This window comes from Streptomyces sp. TN58 (genome assembly GCF_001941845.1).
Taxonomy (GTDB): domain Bacteria; phylum Actinomycetota; class Actinomycetes; order Streptomycetales; family Streptomycetaceae; genus Streptomyces.
Window position 1 is genome coordinate 3,505,199 of sequence record NZ_CP018870.1, and the last position, 22,046, is coordinate 3,527,244.

Here is a 22,046-nt window from a genome sequence, read left to right on the forward strand (position 1 = left end):
TCCCCCGTGCTCTTCCTCTACTGCGTGCTGCTCGCCTGCTGCGCGATCATGCTCGTCGCGGGCATCGTGGAGCAGCGGCGGCACTTCGCCAGCCTGCACCGCATACCGAACCGGGTGCTGGTCAACGGCATCCGCGGCAAGAGCTCCATCACCCGGCTGTGCGCGGGGGCGCTGCGCGGCGGCGGCCTGACCACGGTCGCCAAGACCACCGGCACCGCGGCCCGGTTCATCCACCCGGACGCCACCGAGGAGCCCGTCTACCGCAAGTTCGGCATCGCCAACGTCGTGGAGCAGATCGGCATCGTGCGGCGCGCCTCCGCCTACCGTCCGGACGCGCTCGTCATGGAGTGCATGGCGGTCATGCCGGCACTCCAGGAGATCAACCAGTCCAAGCTGATCCAGTCGACCATCGGCGTCCTGTGCAACGTCCGCGAGGACCACGTCGCCGAGATGGGCCCGACCCTCGACGACATCGCGCGCTCCCTGTCCCGGTCGATGCCGTACGGCGGGATCTGCGTCACCGCCGAGAAGGAGCGCTTCGACGTCCTGAAGGAGGAGGCCGACGCCCGGGGCTGCCGGCTGCTGTACGCCGACCCCGACACGGTCAGCGACGAGGAGCTGCGCGGCTTCAGCTGGTTCACCTTCAAGGAGAACGTCGCCATCGCGCTCCTGGTCGCCGAACTCCTCGGCGTCGACCGGGAGACCGCCCTGCGCGGGATGTACGAGGCCCCGCCGGACCCGGGTGTGCTCTCGGTCGAGCGGTACCTGGCCCCTGGCGGGAAGCGGCTGCGGTTCGCCAACGTCTTCGCGGCGAACGACCCCGAGTCGACGCTGATGAACATCAACCAGCTGCTGGACCTCGGCGCGGTGGACCGCCCGCTGAGCGTGGTGATCAACTGCCGGCCGGACCGGGTCGAGCGCAACGGCCAGATGGGTGCGATCATCCCCGAGCTGCGGCCGGACAAGGTCTTCGTGATCGGCCACCCCGCCAAGAGCGCCATCGACGCGATCCCGGCGGAGTGGCGCGACCGCGCCGTCGACCTCGGCGGCGACCACCGCGACGGCGAGGAGTTCATGCGGGAGCTGCTGGGGCACCTCGGCCCCAGCTCCTCGCTCGTCGCCATCGGCAACATCCACGGGCAGGGCGAGGTGCTGCTGGAGCACCTCGCCGAGCTGCCGGCGGACGAGACGTCCGACTCCGATGACGCAGACCGTACGCCAGACGCCGCCCCGGCGGCCCGGACCGACCGGCCCGTCCCCCCGTACGCGGGGGCCGCGTACGGCCAGGACCCCTACACGCAGCGCCCGCACGGGCAGAGCCCGTCCCCACAGGTCCCGGACGCGCGGATCCCGCAGGCGCGGAGCCCGTACGGGCAGGACCCGTACGACCGGGCCCCGGGCGGGCAGGACCCGTACCCGAACAGCCCGTACCCGCGGGACGCGTACCCGCAGGGCCCCGCTCCCGACCCGCACGGCATCCGCGCCGCCACGCCCGTACCGGCCTGGCCGCAGCAACACCAGCCGCGGCCGCAGATCCACCCGAGCCCCCCACAGGGGCAACGGCACACCCCAGGAGAACCCCGTTGATCCCCGCCGTCCTCACCCCCGAGATCGCCGCGATCGGCATAGCCCTGGGTCTGCTGTTCTCCCTCGTCTGCTACCTGACGACCAACCTCTCCCCCGGCGGGATGATCACCCCGGGCTGGCTCGCGCTGACCCTCCTGGAGGACCTTCAGCGAGCCGCCCTCGTGGTCGGCGTGACCGTCGCGACGTACGCGCTGACGCTGGTCGTGCAGCGCTTCGTGATCCTCTACGGCAAGCGGCTGTTCGCGGCCGTCGTGCTGCTCGGCGTCCTGCTCCAGGCCACCGTGGTGATCGTGCTCCAGATGGAGTTCCCCCTCCTCTACGCCAACCAGACCCTCGGCTTCATCGTGCCCGGCCTGATCGGCTACCAGCTGGTCCGCCAGCCGAAGGGGGCCACCCTGCTCGCCACCGGCAGCACCACGCTCATGACCTACGTCGTCCTGACCGCCGGCATCCTGCTCGGCGTCATGCCGGCCGCCTAGCCCCCCCAACCGCCCCGGAGCCCCCCGCATGACCGCCAAGCCGAAGAGCCGCACCCGTTCCGCACTGCACGCGGCCACACTGATCGCCCTGCTCGCGGGCAGCGGCTACCTCACCTACACGCTCCGCGCGCAGGAGCAGGCCAAGGCACCCGCCGTCCAGGTCGTCGACGGACACGTCACGGCCGGCTCGGGCGAGGCGGGCGCCCAGAAGTGGGAACGCCTCTCCAGCCCCGACCGGTCGGTGGTCCGCGACGGCAGCGGACAGGTGCTGGCCACCTTCACCGACGGAGCCCGCACGGCCACGCTCACCGGGCCCAGCCGCACCTTCACCGAACCGGCCAACACCACCACACGGGTCGTGACCGAGAACTGGGTGCGCCTCATGCCGGAGCCGTGGAAGCAGGGCGCGGAGAACGAGGCCTGGTTCAAGGAGTGGTTCAAGAAGTACTTCGGCAGCCAGGAGGACGACATCTTCGCGATGGCCTTCCAGTACGGCGACCAGGCCCCGGTGAAGAAGGACGCCCAGGGCACCTCCTACGCGGGTGACGCCTCCTTCGGGCCGCTCAACCCCAACGGCTCGGCCGGCGACGACCTGCGTCTGGAGCAGTCGGACTTCTACGACTACCTCGGCACGCCGTACACCTTCCGCGACGGCACCAGGAAGCAGCCCCAGGCGGCGCGGTACCGGTCGATGGACTGCTCCGGCTTCGTCCGCACCGTCTTCGGATACCGCGCCCGCTACCCGCTCCTGTCCGGCGACAAGTCCGGCTCCGGTCTGCCGCGGACCGCGAACGGCATGGCCCGCTCCGGCCTGGGCGCCGACGTCCTCCCCCTCAAGGGCGTGGGCGGGCAGGACCGGCCCGTGAACATCGACGTCGTCCAGCCGGGCGACCTGCTGTTCTTCAAGCTCGACGCGCGCACCGGGGACCGCCTCGACCACACGGGCATCTACCTGGGCACGGACACCGACGGCCACAAGATCTTCATCTCCAGCCGGGAGGAGGCCAACGGCCCGACCATCGGCGACAAGGGCGGCACCTCGCGCCTCGACGGCAACGGCTACTACGCGACGACCCTGCGCAGCGCGAAACGGCTCTAGGGGGTGTCGTCGAAGTCCCGTCTGGGTGGCGGGGCCCCCTGGGGGGTGTCCGGCCAGGCCCGTACCGCCACCGGCTGCACCAGCCAGCCGAAGGCGCCCAGGCCGGACCGGGAGGTCAGCTCCGCCGCCTCGCCGGCCGAGGCCAGCGCCCGTACGTAGGCCGCCGGGTCGGAGGACGCCAGGGCCAGCGGGGGCCTGTTCCCGGAGACGCCGAGGGCGGTCAGGGCCTCGCGCTGGGTGAGCAGGACCGCGTCCGGCCCGGCGCAGGAGTCCAGCGCCACATGGGCGGTCACGTCACACGAGCCGTCCGGGACCGGCGCGACCTCCCGGCCGCCCCGGAATCCCGTCAGGGTGCCGTACGGGGGCCGGGCCTGCCGGGTGTGGGCGTAGTCCACCGCCACCGCCAGGCCCCGTTCCAGGGTCGCGGCGGCCGCCGCCCACGCCTCGTCGCGGGTCCGGCCGATCTCCGCGCGGCCGCCGCCCGGCCACCACCGCTCCAGCCAGGCCCGGTCCGCGTCCTCCAGCGGGCCGCCGCGGCTCTCCGTACCGTCCGGCGCGACCAGGACGTAGTGCCCGCCGTCGGCGATGTCCAGGGGGACGTTGTCCAGCCATTCGTTGGCGAACAGCAGCCCGGTCGTGCCCTCCGGCGGCTGCGCCGTCCAGCGGATCCGGGGGTCCAGCCCCGCGGGCCGCTCCGCCCGCTCCACGGCGTACGGGCGCACCCGCGCGGCCGTCTCCGCGTCGAGCGCGGCGAGTACCCCGGTCAGCAGCTCCGCCCGCCCGGCGCCCACGTCGACGAGGTCGAGCTCGCGCGGGTGCCCTAGCTCGGCGTCCACCCACAGCAGCAGCCGGGCCACGGCCCCCGCGTACAGGGCGGAGGCGTGCACGGAGGTACGGAAGTGGCCGGCCGGACCGGGACCGCCGGGGCGCACGTAGAAGCCGCCGGGCCCGTACAGCGCGGCTTCCATCGCGTTGCGCCACCGGATCGCGGCGGGGGGTCCACCAGGAGTGCTCATCACCGAAGGCTATGCTCACCCTCCACCTTGGGGAGTATGTCCCCGGTGCCAGGTTCGGACCTGTGGTTGACTCCAGCACCTATCTCCGTTCCCTACGCTGGGTTACGTGCAGCGCCTCTACGACTTCCTCCGCAGACACCCGACGGGCGTCGACAGCTTCTGGGCTGTGCTCTTCTTCGGGGTCTCGATGCTGAACGTCGTGGGCGAGCCCGACATCAGCCGGCCCCTCAAGATCGTCGCCGTTCCCGTCGTCCTCGCGCTGAGCACGGCCCTGGCCCTGCGCCGCAGGTGGACGCAGGGGATGTTCTGGCTCACCCTCGGGGCGGGCCTGCTCCAGCTGGGCGCCGGCATCATCGCCGGCTTCTGGGACATCGCGATGTTCGTGATCCTCTACACGGTGGCCGCGAGCGAGGTCCCCCGCTGGGTCTCGCGCACCGCCCTTGGCTGGGGGCTGGCGGCCGCGCCGCTCTACTTCCTGCGGCACGGCGTGGACAAGGGCAGCAACGACGTCGACAACGCCCTCTTCGCCGTCTTCATGATCGTCCCCTTCGTCCTGGCCTGGGTGCTGGGCGACTCCCTGCGCACCCGGCGGGCCTACTACGCCCAGCTGGTCGAGCGCAACCAGCGGCTGGAGAAGGAGCGCGAGGCCCAGTCCAAGGTGGCCGTGGCCGCCGAGCGCGCCCGGATCGCCCGCGAGCTGCACGACGTCGTCGCGCACAACGTCTCGGTGATGGTGGTCCAGGCGGACGGGGCCGCGTACGTCATGGACGTGGCCCCCGAGCAGGCGAAGGAGGCGCTGCAGACCATCTCCGGGACGGGCCGGCAGGCCCTCGCCGAGATGCGCCGGCTGCTCGGCGTGCTGCGCACCGGCGAGCCTCAGGAGTCCGAGGACTACGTTCCGCAGCCCGACGTGGAGCAGATCGAGGTCCTGGTCGAACAGGTGCGGGCGGCCGGGCTCACGGTGGACTTCGAGGTCGAGGGCGCCCCGCGGCAGCTGCCCAGCGGTGTCGAGCTGACGGCGTACCGGATCGTGCAGGAGGCCCTGACCAACACCCGCAAGCACGGCGGCCCCGACGCCAGGGCCAGTGTGCGGCTGGTGTACTTCGACGACGGGCTCGGCCTGCTGGTCGAGGACGACGGCCGGGGCGCGGCCCACGAGCTGTACGAGGACGGCGGCGCGGACGGTGCCGGACACGGGCTGATCGGCATGCGCGAGCGGATCGGTATGGTCGGCGGAACCCTGGACGCGGGGCCGCGGCCCGGTGGCGGCTTCCGGATCAGCGCACTGCTGCCCCTGAAGAAGAAGTGACAAGGACGAGGACGAGGTAACTGATGTCCATCCGAGTGATGCTGGTCGACGACCAGGTCCTGCTGCGCACCGGCTTCCGGATGGTGCTCGCCGCCCAGCCGGACATGGAGGTGGTCGCCGAGGCGGGTGACGGCCTGGAGGCGCTGGAGGTGCTGCGGGCCACGAAGGTGGACGTGGTGCTGATGGACGTCCGCATGCCCAGGCTCGACGGCGTGGAGGCGACGCGGCGGATCTGCGCGCCCGAGGAGCACCCGAAGGTGATCATCCTGACCACCTTCGACCTGGACGAGTACGCCTTCTCGGGCCTGAAGGCGGGGGCGAGCGGCTTCATGCTGAAGGACGTGCCGCCGGCCGAACTGCTGGGTGCCATCCGCTCGGTGCACAGCGGTGACGCGGTGGTGGCCCCGTCGACGACGCGGCGCCTGCTGGACCGCTTCGCGCCGATGCTGCCGACGACGACGCAGGAGCCGGAGAACAAGGAGATCGAGCGGCTGACGGAGCGCGAGCGCGAGGTCATGCTGCTGGTGGCGCAGGGGCTCTCGAACGGCGAGATCGCGGCGCGGCTGGTGCTGTCGGAGGCGACGGTGAAGACCCATGTGGGCCGCATCCTGACCAAGCTGGGGCTGCGCGACCGGGTGCAGGTGGTGGTCCTGGCGTACGAGACGGGCCTGGTACGGGCGGGCGGCGGGGCCGGATAGCCGGCCCACGCACGCCTCACCGCCCCGCCCTCCCGGTCCCGGCTGCCGCCCGGTCAGGTGCGCGCGTCGAGGGGGCGCTTGTAGTAGCGCCAGGGGAACCAGCCCGCACCGACCGGGATCCAGCCTTCCGCTTCCATGCGCCGGTGCCGGGCGGGGGAGGGCAGCGTGATCCGGCAGTGCTCCCATGGGTGGTCGGAGGCCTCCACCTCGTGGAAGAAGGGGCCGTAGCCGACCATGTGCCAGCCGTCGCGGCCGGCCTCCTCCAGGGCGGCCATCTCGTTGAACGCGGACAGGCCGCCGAGGATGCGGCGCTCGGGCCCGCCCGGCTCTCCGGAGGACGGCGCCGACGGGCTCGCGCCGGCCGCCGCCTTGCCCGCGAAGCGCTGCTGGGCGGCCTGGCGGCTCACGCCCAGGACGCGGCCCACCGCGTCCCAGCTGTGTCCGGCGGCCCTGGCGCCCTGAACGGCCTCGCGCAGCAGCCGGCTCGACTCCTCGGCGCCCACGCGTGAGGCGTCCACCAGGCGCAGGTAGCCGTGGGGGTCGTGTTCGAGGGATTCGGCAAGCCCTTCGGGGGCGCCGAGGACCGCGGCGGCGATCCCCTCCCGGATCCGGTCCGTCTCCACCGGGTGGAGCAGCGGTTCGTCGCTCATCGGCGGCGCAGCCCGGCGAGGGGTTCGAGGGCGTCGAGGACGGCCTCGTCGCGGCGCGCCTGCTCGGCGCGGACCGCCGCCCGGCCTGCCTGGGCGGCCGTGCAGGCGATGACCGCGAGACCCGCGAGGATCAGCGCGACCGTGGCGGGGGTGCCGAGCCGGTCGCCGAACACCACGCTCAGGGCGGGCAGGAGCACGGCGAACGGCAGCGCGGCGGCCATGGACGGGGTGGCAGGCGGGACATCGCGGCGGGTCTTCGATCGCAAGATCAGCATGCGTCAAGGAAACCTTGACATGATCACCTTGTCAAGATTTCGTTGACACACGCTCGGGGTCGCGCGAGCGAGCCGAAGGGGCGCGCCGGGGAGTGACGGTGAACGCGCGCAGGAATCGCGAGGCACGAGCGTTTCCGAGCACGTACGCCGGCACGAGCCGGCAACAGGCGCCCCGGAGGCGAGCCGAGCCGCGCAGTGCGGTCTCACGCCTCTTGTCCGGACCCGGTCATCCAGCGGTCCGGGCGGGCCGCCGCCCGGGAGGTGTGTGAGCGGGCGGCCTGCTCGTGCAGGAGCCGCGCCGCCTCGGAGGCCTCCCGCAGCCGGGCGGTGACCGTGCCGTTCGCGCCGGTGTCCACGTGCACGTCGGCGACCCCGCGGGCGCGGGCCCACGGCCCCTGGGTGAACCGGACGCTCTGCACCTTGGCGTGCGGGACGATCTCCGTACGGCGGCACAGGCGGCCGTGCCGGGCGGCGAACACCTCCGGGGAGACCGCCAGGGCGTAGCCCTTCCACCACACCGGGACCACCCAGCGCGAGCCGGTGCCCGGGGAGCCGGAGTAGGTCAGGCCCGCCAGGTCGACGCCGGGCAGGACCCGGGCGATCACGGCGTACGCGTCGGCCCGTGAGGCCACCGGCACCAGGACCTCGTTCTTCGATCCGGCCACGGCCAGTTCCACCCGGACCCGGTCGGTGCGCCGCCACAGCAGCGGTTCCACGATCCGTACGGTCTGTACCCGGCCCGGCGGCACGGTCTCGTGGGCCCGGTCCAGCATCCCGTGGTCCAGGCGCAGCCCGTCCGGGGACTCGGCGACCCGCCAGTCGTACTCGGTGAGGAAGCGGCCCACGGTGCCCGCCCAGACCGCGCCCAGCATCGGGAGCAGTGTGGCGAAGGCCGCCCACGGGCTGGAGCTGAACCACCACACGGCGAACGGCGCCACGATCCCGCCGGCCAGGGCCGCCCAGACGCCGAGGCTGAGCGCCAGCGAGACGGCGAGCTCGCGCGGGGTAACGCGCAGCAGTTCGCGCTGCGGGGCCTCGCCGAGGCGTACCGCCTCCTCGGGGGCGAAGCCGGCGGCGCGGGCCAGGAGCTCGGCGCGCAGGGCGACGGCCTCCTGTTCGCCGAGGAAGGCCAGCTGGTCCTTGTCCTCGGTGCCGATGACGTCGAGGCGCAGGCTGGCGACCCCGGTCAGCCGGGCGAGCAGCGGCCGGGTGACGTCCACGGCCTGGAGCCGGTCCAGCCGGATGTGTGCGGTGCGGCGGAAGAGCAGCCCGGTGCGGATGCGCAGCTCGGTGTCGGTGACCGCGTAGTGGGTGAACCACCAGCTCAGGAAGCCGTACACGCCGAACATCAGGATCACTGCGGCCAGCGTCAGCAGCCGCATGAGGGTGGACAGGTCAGCCATCCAGCGCGCCGCCCGGTCGCCCTGCTGGGCGAGGACGCCGACGGTCGCGGCGATCGGCACCCAGGCGCGGCGCAGCGGCGTGAAGGGATGCAGCCGCCGCTCGGTCACGGGCTGCCCGCCGGGCTCCTCCGCGGCGCCACCCGGCGAGCCGGTCGCCCCGGCCGGACCGGCGCTCACAGGCCCGCCGACCTTGCCTCGCCGAGGGCGGCGAGCCGGTCGCGCAGGCGCTCCGCCTCGGCCGGCACCAGCCCCGGGATCCGGGCGTCGGTGGCGGCCGCCGCCGTGTGCAGCTGGAGGGAGGCCAGGCCGAAGCGCCGCTCCACCGGGCCGGAGGTGACCTCGACCAGCTGCATCCGGCCGTACGGGACCACCGTCTGCTCCCGCCACAGGACCCCCCGGCTGATCAGCAGGTCGTCGGCGCGCTCGGCGTACCGCCAGGACCTCCAGTTCCGCCCGAGGAGCACCCAGCCCCACACTCCGACGGCCGGCCAGAACGCCGCGACCGCCGCCCATGCCGGGCCCACGAGCAGGCCGAGCAGCAGTGCGGTGGCCACCGCCAGCAGAGCGCACCAGACCACGAGCAGCGTCCGCCTCATGGTGAGCAGCCCGCCGGGCAGCCCCACCCAGCGCAGGCCGCCCGTCTCACCCTTCGTCCCCGTATCCATCCCCCCAGCGTAGGACTGAGACAATGCCCGCATGACGGAGACCACGGTCGGCATCGGCGGCGCGGCGGAGAGCACCGACATGGTGCTCAACATCGGCCCCCAGCACCCTTCCACGCACGGCGTGCTGCGCCTGCGCCTCGTCCTGGACGGCGAGCGGATCGCCAGTGCGGAGCCGGTGGTCGGCTACATGCACCGCGGCGCCGAGAAGCTCTTCGAGGCCCGCGACTACCGGCAGATCGTGATGCTCGCGAACCGCCACGACTGGCTGTCGGCGTTCTCCAACGAGCTGGGCGTGGTCATGGCCGTCGAGCGGATGCTCGGCATGGAGGTCCCCGAGCGGGCCGTGTGGATGCGGACGCTGCTCGCCGAGCTGAACCGGGTGCTGAACCACCTGATGTTCCTCGGCTCGTACCCGCTCGAACTGGGCGGTATCACCCCGATCTTCCACGCGTTCCGCGAGCGCGAGGAGCTGCAGGCCGTCATGGAGGAGATCTCCGGCGGCCGTATGCACTACATGTTCAACCGCGTCGGCGGCCTGAAGGAGGACCTTCCGGCCGGCTGGCTCGGCCGGGCCCGCGCCGCGATCGCCGACGTCCGCACGAGGATGGACGTCTACGACAAGCTGGTCCACGGCAACGAGATCTTCCGCGGCCGCACCCGCGGCGTCGGGGTCCTGTCCGCCGAGGCCGTGCACGCGTACGGGGTCTCCGGCCCGATCGCCCGCGCCTCCGGAGTCGACTTCGACCTGCGGCGCGACGAGCCGTACCTGGCCTACGGCGAGCTCCAGGACGTCCTGAAGGTGGTCACCCGCACCGAGGGCGACTGCCTGGCCCGCTTCGAGTGCCTGCTGGAGCAGACGCACAACTCCCTGGACCTCGCCGTGGCCTGCCTGGACCGGATGGACGGCCTCCCGCCGGGCCCGGTCAACCAGCGCCTGCCCAAGGTCCTCAAGGCGCCCGAGGGCCACACCTACGCCTGGACCGAGAACCCGCTGGGCATCAACGGCTACTACCTGGTGTCGAAGGGCGAGAAGACCCCGTACCGGCTGAAGCTGCGCAGTGCCTCCTACAACAACATCCAGGCGCTGGCCGTGCTGCTGCCGGGGCAGCTGGTGGCGGACATGGTGTCGATCCTGGGCTCGCTGTTCTTCGTGGTCGGCGACATCGACAAGTAGCCGCAATTCAAGGGGAGTCGAGGATTCCGCGCCTAGCCTGGCCGGATGACACGCACACCGGACTTCCTCGACGGCTACCTGCGCCGCCTCGGCGTCGCCGACCTCGGCGCCGACGTCTCCGTCCCCGGCGTCGACGCCCTGTTCGCGCTCCAGCGCGCGCACCTGGAGCGCATCGCCTACGAGAACATCGACATCCAGCTCGGCCGGCCGCCGGGCATCGATCCGGAGCTGTCGGTGCGGCGGTTCGCCGCGGGCCGGGGCGGCTACTGCTTCCACCTCAACGGCGCCTTCGCCCTGCTCCTGGAATCCCTGGGCTACGACGTGACCCGGCACGTCGGCGCCGTGAGCTCCGACGCCGCGTCGCGTGAGGTCCGGGGCGACCACCTTGTCCTGACCGTCCGAGTCGGCGGCGGGGAGTACTGGGTGGACGCCGGGCTCGGGGACATGGGCCCCCACGATCCGCTGCCGCTGCGCGCCGGCACGTACGAGCAGAATGGTTTCACCTACTCCCTGGAACGGCTGGACCCGCTGGAGGGCGAGGGCCCGGGCTGGTCCTTCTTCCCCTCCGCGGGAGGCGCGCGACGGATGAACTTCCGCGACGCCCCGGCGACGACGGCCGATTTCGAGGCCATGCACACCTGGCTGTCCACGGACGAGGAGTCGCCCTTCGTGCGGGTCTTCGCGGTGTTCCGCCGCGACGCGGGCGGCGCGGACTGCCTGCGCGGGCGGGTCCTGAGCCGCCTGGAGCACGGGAAGCAGGCGCACGAGCGCGTGCTGTCCGGACCGGAGGAACTGCTGACGGTGCTGGGCGGGCTCTTCGAGCTGGACCTCGACGACCTGACCCCGGCGGACCGGGCCGTCCTGTGGGCCCGGGTGGAGCGGGACCACGAGGAGTGGCTGGCCCAACGGCGGGCCGACGGGGAGCCCGCGCGGGACTGATGTCGGTGCGGCAGGGCAGACTTGGCGCATGTCCCACTCCCCCCGCCGGGCCTGTCCCGCCTGCGGCCGCGACTGCGCCGTCACCGCGGGCCGTATCGCCCGCCACGACCCTCCCGCCCCGCGGGACCGCGCGGACCTGGTCTCCTGCCCGGGATCCCGGGCGCGGGTGGTGCTCGGCGCCTCCGCGCCGACGCTGGACGGCTTCGCCCTGCCCGAGTTCCCCGGGCAGCTGCCGCTGTTCTAGGGTACGAGAGCTAAGAGATCGCGGTGCGCAGGCGGACCACGTCGATCGGCTCGGTCTCGTCGTGCTCCGTCAGGTCGATGACCTGGCCGACCGCGCGCGTCTCCTCGGTCGGCGGCTTGAACTCCGGCTCGGCCGTCTCCTGGGCGGACTCCGCCTTGTGCACGGCCAGGGCCTCGGCGCCCACCACGTCGGCCAGGTCCTCGTTCTGCACGGCCTCGATCGCCGCGCGCGCCTGGGCGGTGTTCTTGGTGCCGAAGAAGTCGAAGCCGCCCTCGACGCGGGAGGCCGTCCGCCGCTGGGCCGCGTACGGGGCCATGGCGGCCGCGGGGCGGCGGGCCGGGAAGGAGCCGGTGGCGGCAGCCGCGGCGGGGAGTTCGCCCACGGCCCGCGCCTTGGGCAGCGCCCGCTCCTGCGCCTTGCGGGCCAGTGCGGCCATGGCCGCGTGGGCCCGGGCGTAGCCCAGGGAGGTGGGGGCGCCCGCCGAGGTGCGCTCCTCGGAGACGGCCGGGAGCTGCTTGGGGTCCGTCGGCGCCGGGGCCGCGGAGGCCTCGATGGCCAGCAGCCGGCGCTTCTCCAGGGCGCTGGCGCGCTCGGTCTCGGCCGTCGCGTACCGGCGCAGCAGGGCGGCGTGCTCGCCCCGCAGGCCCGCCAGTTCGACGCGCTTGGCGCGCAGCTTGGCGTCGAGCCGGCCGCGCAGCATCCGGGCCTCTTCGAGGTCGGATTCGAGCTCGGCTATCCGCTCGTCGGTCCGCCACTCGTCCTTGACCCGCTCGCGGGCCAGTTCCGCGACCCGGCGGCCCGCAGCGCGGTCCCAGGACCGCATCACGACGGCACCGGCGACCCCGGCGGCCGCTGCGAGGGCCACGAGCAGCCGCAGCGCGGTCGCGTCTTCGGGGCCGGCCAGGAGCCAGGCCGATCCGGCGCTGGCGACGGAGACAGCGGCGACGGCCGTCGGGGCGAGCAGCCGGTGCAGCGGTTCGGGATTGCGGTGGCGTCCTCGGGGCATGGCCTGAAATTTACAGGGCGTAGAGGTCGTGCGGGATACCACCGGGCGATCTGTTCCCGGGCAGTTACCCCGCATTCCTCCACCAACCAGTCGCGCTACTTCTTCAGAAGGCCCTTCGACTCCAGGTAGCTCTTCGCGACGTCGGCGGGCTTGGCGCGCTCGGCGTCCACCTTCCGGTTCAGATCCACCAGATCGGCCGTCGTGAGGACCTTGGTGAGCTTGTCGAGGGCGGCCGCGATCTCGGGGGCGCCGGCGTCCTTGGCGTTCACCACCGGCAGGACGTTGTCCGCGTTCTGGAGCTTCTTGTCGTCCTCCAGCAGGACCAGGCCGAAGCTGTCGAGGGTGGCGTCCGTCGTCGTGGTGAGCACGAGCTGGTCGACGCCGTCCTTGACGGCCTGCTTGGCCTGGGGGGTGCCGACGCCCTTCGGGTCGACCCCGGAAACGTCGATTCCGTACGTCTTGGCGAGCCCCGGTCCGCAGAAGGGGCGGACGGCGCATTCGTCACCTGCCGCGATCTTCACCTTCAGCCCGGACCTGCCGAGGTCGGAAAGCGACTTCAGGTTGTTCTTCTCGGCGAATTCCCTGGTCACGGCGAACGCGTTCTGGTCCACCGCCGAGCCGGCCGGCAGCACCTTCAGGCCCAGCGGGGCCGCGAGCTTCTCCAGGCCCGCCACCGTGGCCGCGACGTCACTGGAGGCGACCGGCTTCTCCTCGGGCGCCTTCGGACCGTTCACCTTGGCGTTCAGGAACTCCGCCAGGGTGGCCGCGTACTCCGGGACGACGTCGATCTCGCCCTTCTCCAGCGAGGGCTCGTACAGCTCGCGGTTGTTGACCGTCTTGACGGACGTGCTGTAGCCCGCGTCCTTGAGGACCTGCGCGTACAGCTCCGCCAGCACGTTGGACTCGGTGAACCCGGCCGCGCCGATCACCAGGCTGCCCTTGCCTCCGTCGGCGGGGGCGGCGGCGCCGTCCTTGCTCTTCTCCAGGCTGTCGCCGCCGCACGCGGCCAGCGACACCGTCAGGGCCAGCGCGCCCAGGGACGCGCCGAGGACGCGCGTGGTCTTGGTCATGGACTTGCTCCGTTCGAAGAAGGACGAGGGGGACAGAAATGACGAGGGGCGGGGGCGGTGGTCAGCGGCGGGCGCCGGTCCGGGGCAGCAGCCGGTCCGCCGCCACCAGTGCGCCCTCCACCAGCAGGGCCAGTGCGGCGACCAGCAGGGCTCCGGCGACGACCTGCGGGGTGTTGTAGGTGTTGAAACCGGCGGTGATGATCCGGCCGAGGCCGCCCTGGCCGACCATGGCGGCGATCGTGGCCGTGGCGACGACCTGTACGGCGCCCGAGCGCAGCCCCGTCATCACCAGGCCGCGTGCGAGGGGCAGTTCCACCCGCCAGAAGAGCTGCCCGCCGGACATGCCCATCCCGCGGGCGGCCTCCACCACCGAGCGGTCCACCTCGCGCATGCCGACGTACGCGTTCGTCAGCAGGGGCGGGACGGCGAACAGCACGAGGGCGGCGACGGTCGGGAGATACCCGGCGTTGCGCAGCGGGGAGACCATGAAGAGCGCCAGCACCGCGAAGACCGGGACCGCCCGGCCGGCGTTGGAGACGTTGACGGCGAGGGTGCCGCCCCGGCCGAGGTGTCCGAGGTACAGGCCCAGCGGAAGCGCGACCGCACAGGCGATAGCCAGCGCGATCCCGCTGACGTAGACGTGCTCGCCGAGCCGGTGCCAGACGCCGTTCTCCCCCGCCCAGTTGGCGCCGTCCGCGAGCCAGTCCCAGGCCCCTCCCACCACACCGCCCACGCCGTCAGGCCCCCTTCACCCGGGCGGCCGGGCGGACGCCGGCCCGGGTCCACGGCGTGAGCAGCCGCTGCAGGCCGAGCAGCAGCAGGTCCGCGACGAGCGCCAGCAGCACGCACAGCACCGACGCGGTGAGCACCTGCGCCTTGAAGGAGCTGTTCACGGCGGGGGCGATGAGGTTCCCGAGGCCGCCCTTGCCGACGATGGAGCCGACAGTGGTCAGCGCGATCGTCGAGACCGTGGCGATCCGTACGCCGGCGAGCAGCGCGGGCAGCGCGAGCGGCAGTTCCACCTGCCACAGCAGCCGCCCGGGGCCGTAGCCCATGCCGCGCGCGGCCTCGCGTACCTCCTCGGGGACGGCCTCCAGGCCGGCCAGTGCGTTGCGGACCAGGATGGTCAGCGAGTACAGCACCAGGCCGGTCACGACCAGCGCCGCCGACAGCCCGAAGACGGGCAGCAGCAGGGAGAACATGGCGAGGGAGGGGACGGTGTAGAGCAGGGTGGTGAAGGTGAGCACGGGCGCCGACCAGCGCCGGCCGCGGCGGGCCAGCAGGGCCAGCGGTACGGACACGACCAGGCCGATCAGTACGGACACACCGGTGATCCACACGTGTTCGACGGTGGCGTCGGTGAGTTCCTGCGAGCGGGAGGTGACGTAGTCCCAGCACAGCCAGTCGTTGGCCACCAGGCAGTTCTGTGCCGGCATGCGCCTCACCCCCCGTCATGAAACGTACGTATGCTCGATCGTGCGGCCTCGGATCGACCCTAACCCCCACGGCTCCCGATGGCCGGAATCTTTCGCAGAGGGCAACACGCCCTTCACATTCGTACGCCGCCCGTGGGGAAGGATGGGCCCGTGATCCGATTCGAGCATGTGACCAAGCGCTACCCCGACGGGACGACGGCCGTCGAGGACCTGTCCTTCGAGGTGGCGGAGGGAGAACTGGTCACGCTCGTCGGACCGTCCGGCTGTGGCAAGACGACCACCATGAAGATGGTCAACCGCCTCATCGACCCGACGTCCGGCCGGATCCTGCTGGGCGGCGAGGACATCGCGGCCGCCGACCCGGTCGAGCTGCGCCGCCGGATCGGGTACGTCATCCAGCAGGTCGGGCTGTTCCCGCACAAGACCGTGCTGGAGAACACCGCGACCGTGCCGCAGCTCGTCGGCACCCCCAGGGCCGCGGCCCGCGCCCGGGCGGCCGAACTGCTCGAACTGGTCGGCCTGGACCCGTCCGTGTACGGCGGCCGGTACCCGGAGCAGCTGTCGGGCGGGCAGCGCCAGCGCGTCGGCGTGGCCCGCGCGCTCGCCGCCGATCCGCCGGTGCTGCTGATGGACGAGCCCTTCGGCGCGGTCGACCCGGTGGTCCGCGAGCGGCTCCAGAACGAGTTCCTGACCCTGCAGAAGACCGTGCGCAAGACGATCCTGCTGGTCACCCACGACCTGGAGGAGGCGATCCGGCTCGGCGACCGCATCGCCGTCTACGGGACGGGCACCATCGAGCAGTTCGCCCGCCCGGCGGAAGTGCTCGCGGCGCCCGCCACCGCGTACGTGGCCTCCTTCGTCGGCTCCGACCGGGGGCTCAAGCGGCTCGCCGTCACCACCGTCGGGGCCGCCGACCTGGCACCCGCGGACGGGGCGGTTCCGGCGGCTTCGGTCCGACTGGGCGCGACGCTGCGCGAAGCCCTCGCCGCGCTGCTCCAGGAGGACTCGGGGCGGATCGGCGTCACGGACCCCGGCACCGGCGAGCTGGCCGGCGTACTCACCCCGCAGGACGTCCACCGGGCACTGCGCCGGGCCGAGTTGCAGGAGGCATGAGCCGGCAGGCATGAGAAAGGGCCCGACCTCAGGCCGGGCCCCTGGCTCCGCTTCCGTACCGGCCTGCTGCCGGCCGCCCGGCCCTCAGGCCTGGATGCGGCCGCTCATCCACATCAGCATCGGCGGGATCTCACGGCGCCACGTGTTGAAGTTGTGGCCGCCGCTGTCGAGGATGATGGAGGAGACCCGGTCCGGGCCCTGCACCTTCTTGATGAACTTCCGGGTGTCCGCGAGGTTCGGCTCGCCCTTCTCGCTGCTGGTCACGAGGAAGGACGTACCGGCCGGCTTCTTGTTCTCCATGACGTGCAGGATGTCCGCGCGCTTCTTCAGCTTGTCGTCCCCGTGGAAGAGGTCACCGGTCGTCGGGTCGTCCGGAGCGTCGTAGTAGGCGGACAGGCCCGCGGCGGCACCGAAGGTCTGCGGGTAGTGCGCGGCGATCTTCAGGGCGCAGTAACCGCCCGTGGAATTGCCGATGAAGCCCATGTTCTCGGGCTTCTTGCCGACCCGGAAGGTGTCCTGGACGGCCTGCGGGAGGTCCACCCCGAAGAAGGTCTCGGTCTGCGGGCCGCCGGGTATGTCGACGCACTCGGTGTCCCGCGGCGGCGCCACGGTCGGGCGCAGCATGACCAGGATCATCGGCTTCATCTTGCCGGCCTTGGACAGGCTGAAGGCCTTCATCGGGTAGTCGAGGCCCTTGATGAGGTTCTCGGCGGTGCCCGGGTAGCCCGTCAGGACGATGGACGCCGGGAAGTTCTCGTCCTTGTACTGCGGCTGGAAGTACTCCGGCGGGAGCCACACGTAGCCGGGGCTGGTGATCTTCGACTTCTGCCCGGATATGGCAACCTTCAGGATCTGACCGCCCACCTGGGGCTTGGCGCCCCCGGGGACGTCCAGCTTCTGCTTGTCGACGACCTTGATGTCCCTGCTGCTCATCGAGTGGTCGACGACCTTGCCCATCGACGTCTCCTGACCGAACAGGTCGGCCCAGGAACCGTAGAACAGGAACGACTTGTTGGCCGCGAGACCGACCGCCGAGAACAGCGCGAGCTGGGTCGCCAGCAGGAGCCCGACACGGCCGGTGACCGCACGCCAGGTGCGGCCCGAGAGCTTCGGCCAGAACCAGATGGTGGCCGCGAACAGCAGCACACCGGCGAGGACGGCCAGCGCCAGGACCGTATTACTGGTGAGACCCATGAGCAGTCAGTCGACTTTCTGATGGCAGGACTGGAATTTTCCGACGGAAGAGTGAACCCGCTGTCCGTCGATGTCGTCCTAAGGGACGCACCACACACCGGAGGCTGTCGCGGCCTTCGGCCACTTGATCTCTCGCGGAGCAACGGGAAGCGATGTCTAGCAGGATAGATGGCGATAAGTCGGGACAGGTTCCGAGCAGGGTCCGCCGAATCCTCAGAGGCCCACAGCCGGAGGCGGTGCCCGGCCTGGTAGGTACGGCCGTCATGATCGTCGGCCTTCTGGACATCGCGGCGGGGGTCTTCCCGCGTTTCCGGCACAGCCGGATCCACGCGGTCACCGAGGTGCTGCCCGGCTCCCTCGGCCCGTTCGCGGCCGCCCTCTCCATCAGCGCGGGCGTCCTGCTCCTGCTGCTCGCCCACGGCCTCAAGCGGCACAAGCGGCGCGCCTGGCGGGCCGCCGTCGTCCTGCTGCCCGCGGGCGCGGCCGCGCAGTTCACCTACCGCCACTCGATCACCGGTGTGGTCATCGCGGCGCTGCTCCTCGCGCTGCTCCTGCGCCACCAGGGTGAGTTCAAGGCGCTCCCGGACCCGCGCAGCCGCTGGAAGGCCCTCGCGAACTTCGTCCTGATGAGCGCCGGGTCCATCGGCCTCGGACTGGTCATCGTCAACGTCCACCCGGGCAAGGTCGTCGGCAACCCGGGCCTGTACGAGCAGATCACCCACGTGGTCTACGGCCTGTTCGGCTTCGAGGGCCCCGTCGACTACGCCGGCCGGGTCTCCTGGACCGTCGGGTACTCCCTCGGCGCCCTCGGCATGCTGACCGCGCTGACCACCATCTACCTTGCCTTCCGCCCCGAGCACCCGGCCGCCCGGCTCACCGCCGACGACGAGGGCAAGCTGCGCGAGCTGCTCGCCCGGCACGGCGGCCGCGACTCCCTCGGCCACTTCGCGCTCCGCCGCGACAAGGCCGTCGTCTTCTCCCCCAGCGGCAAGGCCGCCGTCACCTACCGCGTCGTCTCCGGCGTGATGCTCGCCTCCGGCGACCCCATCGGCGACGTCGAGGCGTGGCCCGGCGCCATCGAGCGGTTCATGGAGGAGGCCAAGGCCCACTCCTGGACCCCGGCCGTGATGGGCTGCAGCGAGACCGGCGGCGAGGTCTGGACCCGCGAGACCGGCCTGGACGCCCTGGAGCTGGGTGACGAGGCGATTGTCGATGTCAAAGACTTCTCCCTTTCCGGCCGCGCCATGCGCAATGTCCGCCAGATGGTGAAGCGCATCGAGCGCAACGGCTACACCACCAAGGTCCGCCGGGTCAGCGAACTCACCGAGGAGGAGCTGGAGCAGGTCCGCGGCGCCGCCGAGGCCTGGCGCGGCACCGACACCGAGCGCGGCTTCTCCATGGCGCTCGGCCGGGTCGGCGACCCGGGCGACGGCGACTGCTTCATCGCCACCGCACACCGCGTGGAGGACGGCGACACCAGCCCCTTCGGCGACCTGAAGGCCATCCAGCACTTCGTGCCGTGGGGCAAGGACGGCATGTCGCTGGAGCTGATGCGCCGTGACCGCGGCGCCGACCCGGGCATGAACGAGCTGCTGATCGTCGCCTCCCTGGAGGCCGCCCCGGCCCTGGGCATCGAGCGCGTCTCGCTGAACTTCGCGATGTTCCGCTCGGCGCTGGCCCGCGGCGAGAAGATCGGCGCCGGCCCCGTCCTGCGGATGTGGCGCAACCTGCTGGTCTTCCTCTCCCGCTGGTTCCAGATCGAGTCGCTGTACAAGTTCAACGCGAAGTTCCGGCCGCGCTGGGAGCCGCGCTTCGTGGTCTTCCGCACCACCCGCGACCTGCCCCGCATCGGCTTCGCCGCGATGCAGGCCGAGGGCTTCGTCACGCTGGCCCTGCCGCGGCTCTTCGCGAGCCGCCGCCGTCCCAAGCCGGTCCGTACCTGCACGCACAACCTGATGGCGCCCGTCGCCAAGCAGCCGGAGCGCGAGGTCCAGGCCGCGTAGGGGCTGTCCGCCCCTGTCCGCCGCACACCCCCTCACCCCGCCCCGACACCGCTCCGCGACACCCGAAGGCCCGGCAGGCAACGCCCCTGTCCGGGCCTTCGCCGTGCCCGGCCCCGCCCCCGGTCAGGGGCCCCTCGGGGCGGCGGGCCCGGGCGGGCGGGCCGGGGCGGTGCCCGGGCAGGCTGGGACAGACCGGGCAGCCCTACCCTGGTGCCATGGACAACAAGCGCGGAGCCATCGGCAGGGGCCGGGTCGCAGGTCTGCCGGAATGGGACCGCTGCGCGGTCATGGGCGTCGTCAACGTGACCCCCGACTCCTTCTCCGACGGCGGCCGCTGGTTCGACACCACCGCCGCCGTCAAGCGCGGGCTCGACCTCGTCGCCCAGGGCGCCGACCTCGTCGACGTCGGCGGCGAGTCCACCCGCCCCGGCGCCTCCCGCGTCGACGAGGAGGAGGAGCTGCGCCGGGTCGTCCCCGTCGTACGCGGCCTGGCCTCCGAGGGCGTCACCGTCTCCGTCGACACCATGCGCGCGGCCGTCGCCGCCCGAGCCGTCGACGCCGGAGCCGCGCTGGTCAACGATGTCAGCGGCGGTCTCGCCGACCCCGGCATGATCCCCGCCGTCGCCGCGGCCGAGGTCCCCTTCGTGGTGATGCACTGGCGCGGCTTCAGCGCCGACATGAACAGCCTCGCCGTCTACGGCGACGTCGTGGCCGAGGTCACCGCGGAGCTGCGGGCCCGGATCGACGCGGTCGTCGCCGGCGGCATCGCCCCCGAGCGGCTCCTGGTCGACCCCGGCCTCGGCTTCGCCAAGAACGCCGAGCACGACCTGGCCCTCGTCGCACACATGGCGGACCTGCGCGCCCTCGGCTTCCCGCTGCTGGTCGCCGCCTCCCGCAAGCGCTTCCTCGGCCGGGTCCTGGCCGGCGGGACGGACGCCCCGCCGCCGCCGGCCCGCGAACGCGACGCCGCCACCGCCGCCGTCTCCGCGATCGCCGCCCACCAGGGCGCCTGGGCCGTACGGGTCCACGAGGTACGGGCGACCGCCGACGCGGTTCGGGTGGCCCGCGCCGTGGAAGGGGCACTCTGACCCTCATCGACCGACAAGGAGAACAGTGAGCAGAACCGACATCGAAGCGGTCGAAGAGGTCAACACGGCCTTCTACGAGGCAATGGAGCGGGGGGACTTCGACGCTCTGTCGGCGCTCTGGCTGGAGGACGAGATCTCCTGCGTCCACCCCGGCTGGCCGGTGCTCTCCGGCCGCGGCGAGGTACTGCGCTCGTACGCGCTGATCATGTCCCACACCGAGTACATCCAGTTCTTCCTCACCGACACCAAGGTGGCCGTCACAGGCGACACGGCACTGGTGACGTGCACGGAGAACATCCTCAGCGGCGGGCCCGCCGAGGCCGGCGGAGAGCTCGGCCCGCTCGTCGGCCAGCTCGTCGTCGCCACGAATGTGTTCCGACGCACATCCGAGGGCTGGCGCCTGTGGTCCCACCACGGTTCTCCCGTGCTCACGGAGTCCGACGAGGACGACGAGGACCCCGCCTCCTGACCCCTACGGCGGGGGCCGGACTGTTTCGCAGGTAAATTCGAAGTCGGACGACGCCGACCGCACTCGGCGCAGGCCCATGGCCGCGGGGCAGCCCCGAGGCCGGAAGCACCTACGAAAGCAGGAGTGATTCGCGTGGATCGTGTCGCGCTGCGCGGCCTCAAGGCCCGCGGGCACCACGGCGTCTTCCCCCGGGAACGCGAGGAAGGCCAGACCTTCATCGTCGACCTCGTGCTGCACCTCGACACCCGCCCCGCGGCGGCCGGAGACGACCTGGCGAAGACCGTGCACTACGGCGTGGTCGCCGAGGAGGTCGTCGCCGTGGTCCAGGGCGAGCCCGTCGACCTGATCGAGACCCTGGCCGAGCGGATCGCCCAGCAGTGCCTCAAGCACGAAGCGGTGGCGCAGGTGGAGGTCGTCGTCCACAAGCCGGACGCGCCCATCACCGTCCCCTTCGACGACGTGACCATCACGATCACCCGGAGCCGCGCATGAACAACGGACTGAACGCCCAGAGCGACCCCACCGTCCAGCCGGTACCCGCCTCCGTCGTCGAGACGGTCGACGCGGCGGACGTGACCCTGTCCAACCCGAAATGGGCCGTCATCGCGCTCGGCGCGAACCTCGGCAACCGCCTGGAAACCCTCCAGGGCGCCGTCGACGCCCTCGGCGACACCCCCGGCCTGCGGGTCAAGGCCGTCTCCCCCGTCTACGAGACCGAGCCGTGGGGCGTCGAGCCCGGCACGCAGCCCTCGTACCTCAACGCCGTCATCGCGGTGAAGACCACCCTGCCCCCGTCCTCGCTGCTGGAGCGCGGGCACGCCATCGAGGAGGCGTTCGACCGCGTCCGCGACGAGCGCTGGGGCCCGCGCACCATCGACGTCGACATCGTCGCGTACGCCGACCGCGTCTGCGACGACCCGGTCCTCACCCTCCCGCACCCGCGCGCCCACCAGCGCGCCTTCGTGCTGGCCCCCTGGCACGACATCGACCCGGAGGCCCAGCTCCCCGGCCGCGGCCCGGTGTCCGACCTCCTGGCCGGAATCGGCCTGAGCGGCGTCACGCCGCGCCCCGACCTGGAACTCCACCTCCCCGAGTAGTCGTTAGTAGCCTGTTCACGGCTGTCGGCGAA

At 72.3% G+C, this 22,046-nt stretch carries 24 protein-coding genes; 14 read left to right on the top strand and 10 right to left on the bottom strand.

Translation table 11 applies throughout. The features are described 5' to 3' along the window. Positions 1–6: 6 nt before the first annotated feature. From pgsB to BSL84_RS15880, 3 genes are read left to right on the top strand one after another with little or no spacing between them, the layout of a single operon-like run. On the top strand, positions 7–1,587 hold the full coding sequence (gene pgsB, locus BSL84_RS15870) for a poly-gamma-glutamate synthase PgsB (RefSeq protein WP_075970583.1): 1,581 nt from the start codon (positions 7–9) through the stop codon (positions 1,585–1,587). Beyond that, on the top strand, positions 1,584–2,066 hold the full coding sequence (locus BSL84_RS15875) for a poly-gamma-glutamate biosynthesis protein PgsC/CapC (RefSeq protein WP_030028214.1): 483 nt from the start codon (positions 1,584–1,586) through the stop codon (positions 2,064–2,066). Before pgsB ends, BSL84_RS15875 begins: the two co-directional genes overlap by 4 nt. A gap of 28 nt (positions 2,067–2,094) precedes the next feature. Then, positions 2,095–3,165 (top strand): C40 family peptidase, encoded by a 1,071-nt coding sequence (locus BSL84_RS15880; protein ID WP_030028213.1) that lies wholly within the window; start codon positions 2,095–2,097, stop codon positions 3,163–3,165. Here BSL84_RS15880 and BSL84_RS15885 read toward each other — a convergent pair. Further along, on the bottom strand, positions 3,162–4,181 hold the full coding sequence (locus BSL84_RS15885) for an SAM-dependent methyltransferase (protein ID WP_045324163.1): 1,020 nt from the start codon (positions 4,179–4,181) through the stop codon (positions 3,162–3,164). The two genes, BSL84_RS15880 and BSL84_RS15885, sit on opposite strands and share 4 nt — an antisense overlap. A 106-nt stretch (positions 4,182–4,287) precedes the next feature. On the opposite strand from BSL84_RS15885, the gene BSL84_RS15890 reads away from it, so the two are divergent. Together BSL84_RS15890 and BSL84_RS15895 are read left to right on the top strand one after the other, a co-directional pair. After that, positions 4,288–5,490 (top strand): sensor histidine kinase, encoded by a 1,203-nt coding sequence (locus tag BSL84_RS15890; protein ID WP_045324162.1) that lies wholly within the window; start codon positions 4,288–4,290, stop codon positions 5,488–5,490. A gap of 23 nt (positions 5,491–5,513) precedes the next feature. After that, on the top strand, positions 5,514–6,188 hold the full coding sequence (locus tag BSL84_RS15895; RefSeq protein ID WP_030037481.1) for a response regulator transcription factor: 675 nt from the start codon (positions 5,514–5,516) through the stop codon (positions 6,186–6,188). A gap of 53 nt (positions 6,189–6,241) precedes the next feature. Here the strand turns inward: BSL84_RS15895 and BSL84_RS15900 are convergent, their stop codons facing one another. The 4 genes from BSL84_RS15900 to BSL84_RS15915 form a co-directional block, all read right to left on the bottom strand. Further along, positions 6,242–6,838: a hypothetical protein gene (locus BSL84_RS15900; RefSeq protein WP_030037482.1), complete on the bottom strand. Its 597-nt coding sequence runs from the start codon at positions 6,836–6,838 to the stop codon at positions 6,242–6,244. Beyond that, positions 6,835–7,113, bottom strand: coding sequence for a hypothetical protein (locus tag BSL84_RS15905; protein ID WP_045324160.1), 279 nt, complete (start codon positions 7,111–7,113; stop codon positions 6,835–6,837). Before BSL84_RS15905 ends, BSL84_RS15900 begins: the two co-directional genes overlap by 4 nt. A gap of 203 nt (positions 7,114–7,316) precedes the next feature. After that, positions 7,317–8,693, bottom strand: coding sequence for a PH domain-containing protein (locus tag BSL84_RS15910; RefSeq protein WP_075970584.1), 1,377 nt, complete (start codon positions 8,691–8,693; stop codon positions 7,317–7,319). Further along, entirely contained in the window at positions 8,690–9,181 is a 492-nt protein-coding gene (locus BSL84_RS15915; RefSeq protein WP_045324158.1) for a PH domain-containing protein, read from the bottom strand. The genes BSL84_RS15910 and BSL84_RS15915 overlap by 4 nt, the downstream gene beginning before the upstream one ends. 31 nt (positions 9,182–9,212) lie before the next feature. On the opposite strand from BSL84_RS15915, the gene BSL84_RS15920 reads away from it, so the two are divergent. From BSL84_RS15920 to BSL84_RS15930, 3 genes are read left to right on the top strand one after another with little or no spacing between them, the layout of a single operon-like run. Then, positions 9,213–10,355, top strand: coding sequence for an NADH-quinone oxidoreductase subunit D (locus tag BSL84_RS15920; protein WP_030037418.1), 1,143 nt, complete (start codon positions 9,213–9,215; stop codon positions 10,353–10,355). A gap of 45 nt (positions 10,356–10,400) precedes the next feature. Further along, positions 10,401–11,294, top strand: coding sequence for an arylamine N-acetyltransferase family protein (locus tag BSL84_RS15925; protein ID WP_045324157.1), 894 nt, complete (start codon positions 10,401–10,403; stop codon positions 11,292–11,294). 28 nt (positions 11,295–11,322) lie between these two features. Further along, positions 11,323–11,538 carry a hypothetical protein gene (locus BSL84_RS15930; protein WP_030037416.1) on the top strand — a complete coding sequence of 72 codons (216 nt, stop codon included), beginning with the start codon at positions 11,323–11,325 and terminating at the stop codon, positions 11,536–11,538. A gap of 10 nt (positions 11,539–11,548) precedes the next feature. On the opposite strand, the gene BSL84_RS15935 is transcribed toward BSL84_RS15930, so the two are convergent. The 4 genes from BSL84_RS15935 to BSL84_RS15950 form a co-directional block, all read right to left on the bottom strand. Continuing rightward, complete coding sequence (locus BSL84_RS15935; protein ID WP_045324136.1) at positions 11,549–12,544, bottom strand: hypothetical protein; 996 nt, start codon at positions 12,542–12,544, stop codon at positions 11,549–11,551. A 95-nt stretch (positions 12,545–12,639) separates the two neighbouring features. Beyond that, a complete protein-coding gene (locus BSL84_RS15940) occupies positions 12,640–13,614 on the bottom strand; it encodes an ABC transporter substrate-binding protein (RefSeq protein WP_045324135.1) in 975 nt (324 codons plus the stop codon). Positions 13,615–13,675: 61 nt separating this feature from the next. After that, positions 13,676–14,347 carry an ABC transporter permease gene (locus BSL84_RS15945; RefSeq protein WP_030028366.1) on the bottom strand — a complete coding sequence of 224 codons (672 nt, stop codon included), beginning with the start codon at positions 14,345–14,347 and terminating at the stop codon, positions 13,676–13,678. Positions 14,348–14,351: 4 nt separating this feature from the next. Next, positions 14,352–15,050, bottom strand: coding sequence for an ABC transporter permease (locus BSL84_RS15950; protein WP_030028365.1), 699 nt, complete (start codon positions 15,048–15,050; stop codon positions 14,352–14,354). 150 nt (positions 15,051–15,200) lie between these two features. On the opposite strand from BSL84_RS15950, the gene BSL84_RS15955 reads away from it, so the two are divergent. Next, a complete protein-coding gene (locus BSL84_RS15955) occupies positions 15,201–16,163 on the top strand; it encodes an ABC transporter ATP-binding protein (protein ID WP_075970585.1) in 963 nt (320 codons plus the stop codon). Between the two features lie 84 nt (positions 16,164–16,247). On the opposite strand, the gene BSL84_RS15960 is transcribed toward BSL84_RS15955, so the two are convergent. After that, a complete protein-coding gene (locus tag BSL84_RS15960; protein WP_075970586.1) occupies positions 16,248–17,357 on the bottom strand; it encodes an alpha/beta hydrolase in 1,110 nt (369 codons plus the stop codon). A 152-nt stretch (positions 17,358–17,509) separates the two neighbouring features. Between BSL84_RS15960 and BSL84_RS15965 the strand changes: the two genes are divergently transcribed. The 5 genes from BSL84_RS15965 (at position 17,510) to folK (ending at position 22,014) form a co-directional block, all read left to right on the top strand. Further along, positions 17,510–19,360, top strand: a complete 1,851-nt coding sequence (locus tag BSL84_RS15965) for a phosphatidylglycerol lysyltransferase domain-containing protein (RefSeq protein ID WP_030028359.1) — start codon at positions 17,510–17,512, stop codon at positions 19,358–19,360. Between the two features lie 287 nt (positions 19,361–19,647). Then, complete coding sequence (gene folP / locus BSL84_RS15970) at positions 19,648–20,448, top strand: dihydropteroate synthase (protein ID WP_045324138.1); 801 nt, start codon at positions 19,648–19,650, stop codon at positions 20,446–20,448. Between the two features lie 25 nt (positions 20,449–20,473). Then, the gene (locus tag BSL84_RS15975) at positions 20,474–20,917 is read left to right on the top strand and encodes a nuclear transport factor 2 family protein (protein WP_030032392.1); all 444 of its coding nucleotides are present in this window, start codon (positions 20,474–20,476) and stop codon (positions 20,915–20,917) included. 132 nt (positions 20,918–21,049) lie between these two features. After that, positions 21,050–21,409: a dihydroneopterin aldolase gene (gene folB, locus BSL84_RS15980; protein WP_030032394.1), complete on the top strand. Its 360-nt coding sequence runs from the start codon at positions 21,050–21,052 to the stop codon at positions 21,407–21,409. After that, positions 21,406–22,014: a 2-amino-4-hydroxy-6-hydroxymethyldihydropteridine diphosphokinase gene (gene folK, locus BSL84_RS15985; RefSeq protein ID WP_030032395.1), complete on the top strand. Its 609-nt coding sequence runs from the start codon at positions 21,406–21,408 to the stop codon at positions 22,012–22,014. The genes folB and folK overlap by 4 nt, the downstream gene beginning before the upstream one ends. Positions 22,015–22,046: the final 32 nt, after the last annotated feature.

Excerpts from the sequence above, each read along its gene's own strand:
- BSL84_RS15880 (WP_030028213.1), top strand. The coding sequence starts at position 2,095 with ATGACCGCCAAGCCGAAGAGCCGCACCCGTTCCGCACTGCACGCGGCC.
- BSL84_RS15885 (WP_045324163.1), bottom strand. The coding sequence starts at position 4,181 with ATGAGCACTCCTGGTGGACCCCCCGCCGCGATCCGGTGGCGCAACGCG.
- BSL84_RS15895 (WP_030037481.1), top strand. The coding sequence starts at position 5,514 with ATGTCCATCCGAGTGATGCTGGTCGACGACCAGGTCCTGCTGCGCACC.
- BSL84_RS15900 (WP_030037482.1), bottom strand. The coding sequence starts at position 6,838 with ATGAGCGACGAACCGCTGCTCCACCCGGTGGAGACGGACCGGATCCGG.
- BSL84_RS15905 (WP_045324160.1), bottom strand. The coding sequence starts at position 7,113 with ATGCTGATCTTGCGATCGAAGACCCGCCGCGATGTCCCGCCTGCCACC.
- BSL84_RS15915 (WP_045324158.1), bottom strand. The coding sequence starts at position 9,181 with ATGGATACGGGGACGAAGGGTGAGACGGGCGGCCTGCGCTGGGTGGGG.
- BSL84_RS15920 (WP_030037418.1), top strand. The coding sequence starts at position 9,213 with ATGACGGAGACCACGGTCGGCATCGGCGGCGCGGCGGAGAGCACCGAC.
- BSL84_RS15925 (WP_045324157.1), top strand. The coding sequence starts at position 10,401 with ATGACACGCACACCGGACTTCCTCGACGGCTACCTGCGCCGCCTCGGC.
- BSL84_RS15930 (WP_030037416.1), top strand. The coding sequence starts at position 11,323 with ATGTCCCACTCCCCCCGCCGGGCCTGTCCCGCCTGCGGCCGCGACTGC.
- BSL84_RS15935 (WP_045324136.1), bottom strand. The coding sequence starts at position 12,544 with ATGCCCCGAGGACGCCACCGCAATCCCGAACCGCTGCACCGGCTGCTC.
- BSL84_RS15940 (WP_045324135.1), bottom strand. The coding sequence starts at position 13,614 with ATGACCAAGACCACGCGCGTCCTCGGCGCGTCCCTGGGCGCGCTGGCC.
- BSL84_RS15950 (WP_030028365.1), bottom strand. The coding sequence starts at position 15,050 with ATGCCGGCACAGAACTGCCTGGTGGCCAACGACTGGCTGTGCTGGGAC.
- BSL84_RS15960 (WP_075970586.1), bottom strand. The coding sequence starts at position 17,357 with ATGGGTCTCACCAGTAATACGGTCCTGGCGCTGGCCGTCCTCGCCGGT.
- BSL84_RS15965 (WP_030028359.1), top strand. The coding sequence starts at position 17,510 with ATGTCTAGCAGGATAGATGGCGATAAGTCGGGACAGGTTCCGAGCAGG.
- folP (WP_045324138.1), top strand. The coding sequence starts at position 19,648 with ATGGGCGTCGTCAACGTGACCCCCGACTCCTTCTCCGACGGCGGCCGC.
- folK (WP_030032395.1), top strand. The coding sequence starts at position 21,406 with ATGAACAACGGACTGAACGCCCAGAGCGACCCCACCGTCCAGCCGGTA.